At 73.6% G+C, this 5,940-nt stretch carries 3 protein-coding genes and 1 pseudogene; 2 read left to right on the top strand and 2 right to left on the bottom strand.

The genetic code is table 11. The features are described from left to right. Positions 1–263 (top strand): annotated as a pseudogene (locus AOK24_RS13410) (DAK2 domain-containing protein); the annotation flags it as partial. A 20-nt stretch (positions 264–283) separates the two neighbouring features. Here the strand turns inward: AOK24_RS13410 and AOK24_RS13405 are convergent. After that, on the bottom strand, positions 284–3,214 hold the full coding sequence (locus tag AOK24_RS13405; protein WP_055720283.1) for a methyl-accepting chemotaxis protein: 2,931 nt from the start codon (positions 3,212–3,214) through the stop codon (positions 284–286). After that, the gene (locus tag AOK24_RS13400) at positions 3,207–5,039 is read right to left on the bottom strand and encodes an HSP90 family protein (RefSeq protein WP_055720282.1); all 1,833 of its coding nucleotides are present in this window, start codon (positions 5,037–5,039) and stop codon (positions 3,207–3,209) included. The genes AOK24_RS13405 and AOK24_RS13400 overlap by 8 nt, the downstream gene beginning before the upstream one ends. 169 nt (positions 5,040–5,208) lie before the next feature. Between AOK24_RS13400 and AOK24_RS13395 the strand changes: the two genes are divergently transcribed. After that, positions 5,209–5,940: OB-fold nucleic acid binding domain-containing protein (locus AOK24_RS13395; RefSeq protein ID WP_240553880.1), on the top strand; the 732-nt coding region annotated here is incomplete at its 3' end.

Raw genomic sequence — 5,940 nt, 5'->3', positions numbered from 1 at the left:
GTGCCGATGACGGCGACGTCCTCGGCCTCGTCGACGGGGACGTCGCCGTCATCGGCACGGACGTCACCGACACCGCCCGCAAGGTCCTCGACCGGATGCTCTCGGCGGGCGGCGAACTCGTCACCCTCGTCCTCGGCGACGACGCCCCCGACACGATCGCCGACCAGCTGGAGGCGCGCGTACGGGAGGCGTACCTGGCGGTCGACACGGTGGTGTACCGGGGTGGCCGCCAGGGTTCGCTGCTGCTGATCGGCGTCGAGTAAGAGGCTTCCAGCGGGGAGGCTCAGCTCCCTTCGCGCACCCCCTGGAGCAACTGCTCCGCCTCCGTACGACGGGACGCCGCCGTATCGTCGTCCGGAGCGGGACCGTACGCGGCCAGCACCCCCCGCGCGCGGGCGGCGGCGTCCTGCGGGCGCCCCAGGTCCGCTTCCAGCCAGCCGGCGGCCAGCTCGGCGGACGTGCGCGCGTGCAGGGCGTCGTCCGCGAGGGACGCGAAGACGGCGACCGCGTCGGAGATCTGCGCGAGGGCCTCCTCCAGAGCCGCGCGGATCGAGTCGTCGTCCGCGTCCTCGGCGGCCGAGCGCGCCAGCAGGTCGCCGAACTGGCGGTGCGTGTGGCCCAGTTCCACGACCAGCCGGCGGCGCTGCTCCTCGTCGTCCGGCGGGTCGAGGGCGTCCAGCGCGTCCGCGCACTCCGTGACCGCCGCCGTCATCAGCTCGCGCGCGCTGGCGACGCCGTCGTCCGTGCGCAGCGCCAGCCACGCGCGGGCGCGCAGGGCCCGCACCAGGCCGTGCACGTTCCCGAGGTCCCGCCACAGCTCACCCGCGCGCGCGTACGCCTGATCGGCCTCCGGGAGCAGCTCCGCCTGGCTCAGCGACTCCGCCGCCAGGTGCGCCAGCGTCGCGTGGTCGTGCTGCTCCGGCCAGTGCCGGGCGATCTCGGCGGCCTGGAGCCGGCGCTCGGCCGCCGCCCGGTGCTCGCCGAGCTCGCTCAGGCAGTCGCCGAGCCACCACTTCGTCTGGACGACCGTCCCGTCCCCGTGCGTCTCCGCCGTCAGGTCCGCGAGCGCCGACTCCAGGACCTCCGCGGCCTCCGCCCACCGGCCCTGCCGGACCAGGTGACCGCCCAGCTGGTGCCGGGCCCACGCGCCGAACGTCGGGCCCTCGCCGGCCTCGTCGGCCCAGTGCGCGGCCTCCAAGGCGTGCTCAGCGGCCTCCTCGGCCTCTCCCCGGCCCCCGACGACCTCCGCGAGCTGGAGATGCAGCTGAGCCCGTCCCACGGGCTCCAGGACCGGCCCACCGTGCTCCAGGGCCGCCCGCAGCGCCCGCTCGGCCTGCGTCATGTCACCCAGGTGGTGCGCGAGGGACGCGAGCCGCGCCTCGTACTCCACCGCGAACCACGGCAGCCCGGCCGCCACGAACTCCGCCGACGCCCGCGCGAACAGCTGCGCCGCCCCCTCCGGGTCCCCGCCCAGGGCCGCCAGCTCGGCGAGCATCGCATGGGCCTCCGCCACGCGCGCGTGCAGCCGTACGTCGTCCCCCGCGCGCCCGCCGACCAGCGCGAGCACCTCCCGCACGGCCGCCTCGGCGACCGGGAACACATCGTCCCCGGCGTCCTCCTCGTGCGCGCACCGCATCAGGATCCGCGCCCTGCTCATCAGCACCCCGGCCACCTGCCGCACCCCGGTGCCGTCCTCGGCGTACAGGGCCAGCACCCGGTCGTAGGGCTCCTCGACGGCCGCGAGGGCCTCCTCGACGTCACCGGCGAGCGCCCGCACGTACGCCCCGCGCGCGCGGGCCGCCAGGGACTCGCCCGGGTCGTCCGCCTCCGCGTACCAGCGGGCCGCCTCCTCGAAGGACTCCAGCCCCTCGGCGCCGCGCGCCATGCCCTCGTGCTCGGCCAGCTCCGCGCGGTCGCGGGGCGTCAGCTCGGCGTCCCCGGCGGCCTCGCCGACCGCCACCCACGCCTCCACCGCGTGCGGCTGGAGCGTGTCCGACTGGCGGCGGGCCTCCGCGAGCAGCGCCGCGAGATCCGGCTCACCGTCCGGCGCCGCCCGCTCGGCCACGCGCGGCGCGGGCACCGGCGCCGACACCGGCGGGCGCGCGCCGCGCACCCCCAGCGGCAGCCGGTCCGTCAGCGGCTCCTGCGCCATCCGCGCGCGGGCCCGGTCCGACACGTGCGTACTGCCGTTGCGGGCGTCGAACTCGCCGGCCAGCCGCAGCGCCTCCGCGCGCGCGTGGGACGCCAGCTCCGCCGCCGTCCACTCCCGGCCCGCCGGACCCGGCACCTGCTGCCCGCCCAGACCGAGACCGGCCAGCCGGTCCGTCAGGAGGGTCACCACGCTCAGGAAGTCCAGCTTGCTGCGCGGATGACCGTCGTCCGTGAAGTACGCGGGACGCTCCGCCAGCAGCTCCAGCGCGCGCGCCTCGTTGCCGGTCAGCGCGCAGAACTCGACATGGTCCGCGTACGCGCCCCGCATCGACTCCATCGACCGCACCAGCCGGAAACCCCGCAGGTGGTTCGCGCGCGCCTCGTCCAGCCTGCCCAGGCGCAGCAGCGGGATCAGGGACGACGCCAGGACCGTGTGCGGCTCGTGCGCGCACGTGTACTCGCCGTCCAGGACCGGCGCCCACAGACGCAGCGCCTCCTCGTCGCGCCCGCACTCCGCATGCCACCAGCCCTGCCCGTGCAGCTCGCACGCGTGACAGTCCGCCATCTGGTCGCGGTCCGCCGCCATCCACGCCGTGAACGCCCGCTCCGCGCGCGCCAGATCACCGATGTGCGCGGCGACACTGAACTCCGCGCTGCGCACCGCCCGCTCCGAGTGCCCCGCCAGCCGGTAGCGGTGCTCCATCTCGCCGAGCCACTTCTCCACCGACGCCAGCGGGATGTGCGGCTGGTCCAGCATCCCCGCCGACATCCACTTGAAGACCCAGTGCAGCGAATGCGCCTCGTACTCGTCGAAGTCCTCCGGACGCTCGTCCCACATGCGCAGCAGCCGCGCGAACGGGACGAACATCTTCGCCTTCTCGGAGCTGTAGTTGTAGACCTTCAGCTGATGCCCGAGCGCCTCCACCACCGCCAGCGGGATCCCCAGCTTCTCCGCCTCGCCCAGCAGGTGTTCCGCGCGCGCGTTGCGCGCCGGGCCCTCCGGCTCCTCGCCGTTGAGCGCCATCGCGTGGCGCAGCGCGTCGAAGTCCTCGATCTCACTCATTCCTGCCACCCTCACCCTGCGTCGCCCACTCCAGCAGACCGATGAACGACCGGTTCAGCAAGGCCGAATCCGCCGGCCGCAGCGGACGCTGCGCCATCAGCAGCGCCTGCCCGTACAACGACTCCGTCGCCGTCCCGATCAGCTCCGGGTCCGTCAGGGAACTGATCCGCCGGATCAGCGCGTTGTGATGGTTGAGCACCAGCCGCGCGCGCGGAGCACCGCCCCGCAGCGAACCCAGGATGCCCGCCCACAGGTCGTCCGCCTGCTCCTCGGCGTCCGCGCGCGCCTGCTCGTGCCGCGCCTGCCGGTCGTCCAGATGCAGCGCCGGCACCGACAGCGGATGGAACGCCCGCAGCACCACGTCGCACCCCAGCGGGTCCAGCGTCGCCCGCGCCGCCGCCAGGAACCCCGCGAGCGCCAGCTCCTCCGCCGTGTCCACGGCGTCCAGATGAGCTGTCACCGTGTCCGCGTCCAGCTCCGCCACCGACGTGCCCGGACGCACCGACGGCAGCGCCTCGACCAGCTCGCTGTCGTACGTGTAACCGCCGTTGATCACACCGATGCCCTGCGCCGAGGCGATCGGGGCGACCTGGCGGTACTCCTCGACCGTGCGCGTGAAGTGCACCACCGGGTGGCGCTGCGCGAACTCCTCCAGCGACAGGCGGCCGTCCGTCGTCTCGAACGGCAGCCACGGCAGCATCGTCCGCAGCATCTCCGGGTCGTGCCGCGCCAGCGACTTCACGCCCAGGTGATGCACCGCCAAGAACGCCGACAGACGCTCAGGATCGCCCGCCGCGAGACCCGTCAGCCACGCCCTGATCCGCTCCCCGAGCGCCTCCCGGACGGCCGCCAGCGTCTCGTCCTCGTACAGCGCCTCGCGCGACGCCGTGGGCCGCAGCGAGTCCGTGTCCAGGACGCAGCGCACGAAGAACGCCCAGTCCGGCAGCAGCTGTTCGGCCCGCTCCGTCAGCAGCATCCCCTTCAGGTGCACCCGGTGCGTCGCCCGCTGCGCCGGGGACACCGCCGCCGGCAGCACGTACGCCACGCCCCGGATGCCCGCCAGCGGCACCGACAGCTCGATCGAGTCCAGCGGCGTGAACCCGAACAGGCCGTGGCAGTGCCGCGCCAGCGCCACCCGCCGGTTCGCCGGGGACGGGTACGCGCGGTCCCAGGGCGCCGGCAGGTCCGTGACCGCCTCCTCGCCCACCCGCACGTCGTACGGCAGCAGCGAGCCGAAGTCCTTCGCCAGCGCCAGCACGCGCGCCTCGGACAGCCACTCCGACGCGCCCGCGCGCGCCTGGAGGTACACCGTCGTCCCCGGCTCCAGGCGCGCCTCGTCCGGGAGCGTGCGCACGGAGTACGAGCCGTCGTCGCGCGCCGTCCACTCCACCGGACGCGCCCCCGGCGTGCGCGCGCTCCGGGAGACCACGCGGATTCTCTCGGCGACCACGAAACAGGCCAGCAGGCCGATCCCGAACTGGCCGAGGAAGTCCGAACGCGCCTCCTGGAGAGTGTCGGAACGCTTCGAGCTGCGCCCGATCGTCGCCAGCAGACTGTGCACGTCGGACTCGGTCAGACCGACGCCGGAGTCCTCCACGCGCAGGCCGGAACCGTCCGTGAACAGGCGCACCCGCGCGGGAGCGTCCGGGTCCAGCGCACGGCGCGCGGTGATCGCGTCCACCGCGTTCTGGAGCAGTTCGCGCAGGTAGACCTTCGGACTGGAGTAGAGGTGATGGGAGAGCAGGTCCACCAGACCACGCAGGTCGACCTGGAACGTGTGAGGTGACTGGGATGCCTGGGATGACTTCGAGGTCTGGGAGTCCATCGTCGCTGCGCCGTTGGGGGGTGAGCGTCGGCGCGGGGTCGGGCGGTCCCGGACTGGGGCGGTGACCGCGGAAGGGATGGCGTGAGGCGCGACATACTAGGGCCCAAGCGACGCGGCTGACCAGGGGTTTCAGGACATGTCTAGGGGATTGTCAGTGGCGTGGTGTGCAATGGATCTCGTGCCCGCACTGGAAGAACCGCTCAAAAAAGTGCTCGGCCCCGCCACCGCGAAGGTGATGGCCGAGCACCTCGGCCTGCACACGGTCGGCGACCTCCTGCACCACTATCCGCGCAGATACGAGGAGCGCGGACAGCTCACCCACCTCGCCGACCTGCCCATGGACGAGCACGTGACGGTCGTCGCGATGGTCGCCGACGCCCGGCTGCACACGTTCGCTTCCTCCAAAGCCCCCCGGGGCAAGGGACAACGACTGGAAGTCACCATCACCGACGGCAGCGGGCGCCTCCAGCTCGTCTTCTTCGGCAACGGCGTGCACAAACCCCACAAGGACCTCCTCCCCGGCACCCGCGCGATGTTCTCCGGCAAGGTGTCCGTCTTCAACCGCCGCCTCCAGCTCGCGCACCCCGCCTACCAGCTCCTCAAGGGCGACGACACCGAGGCGGGCGAATCGGTGGAGACCTGGGCGGGCGCCCTGATCCCGCTCTACCCCGCCACCGCCAAACTGGAGTCCTGGAAGCTCGCCAAGGCGATCCAGACGGTCCTGCCCACGGCCCAGGACGCCCTGGACCCCCTCCCCGCCTCCCTCCGCGAGGGCCGCGGCCTCGTCTCCCTCCCCGAGGCCCTCCTCAAGATCCACCGCCCCCACACCAAGGCGGACATCGCCGACGCCCGCGCCTGCCTCAAGTGGGACGAGGCGTTCGTCCTCCAAGTGGCCCTCGCC

The organism is Streptomyces niveiscabiei, assembly GCF_001419795.1.
In the GTDB taxonomy this organism is placed as follows: Bacteria; Actinomycetota; Actinomycetes; order Streptomycetales; family Streptomycetaceae; genus Streptomyces; species Streptomyces niveiscabiei.
Note: the sequence above shows the minus strand (reverse complement) of the source record. Positions and strands in the feature narration are given on the sequence as shown.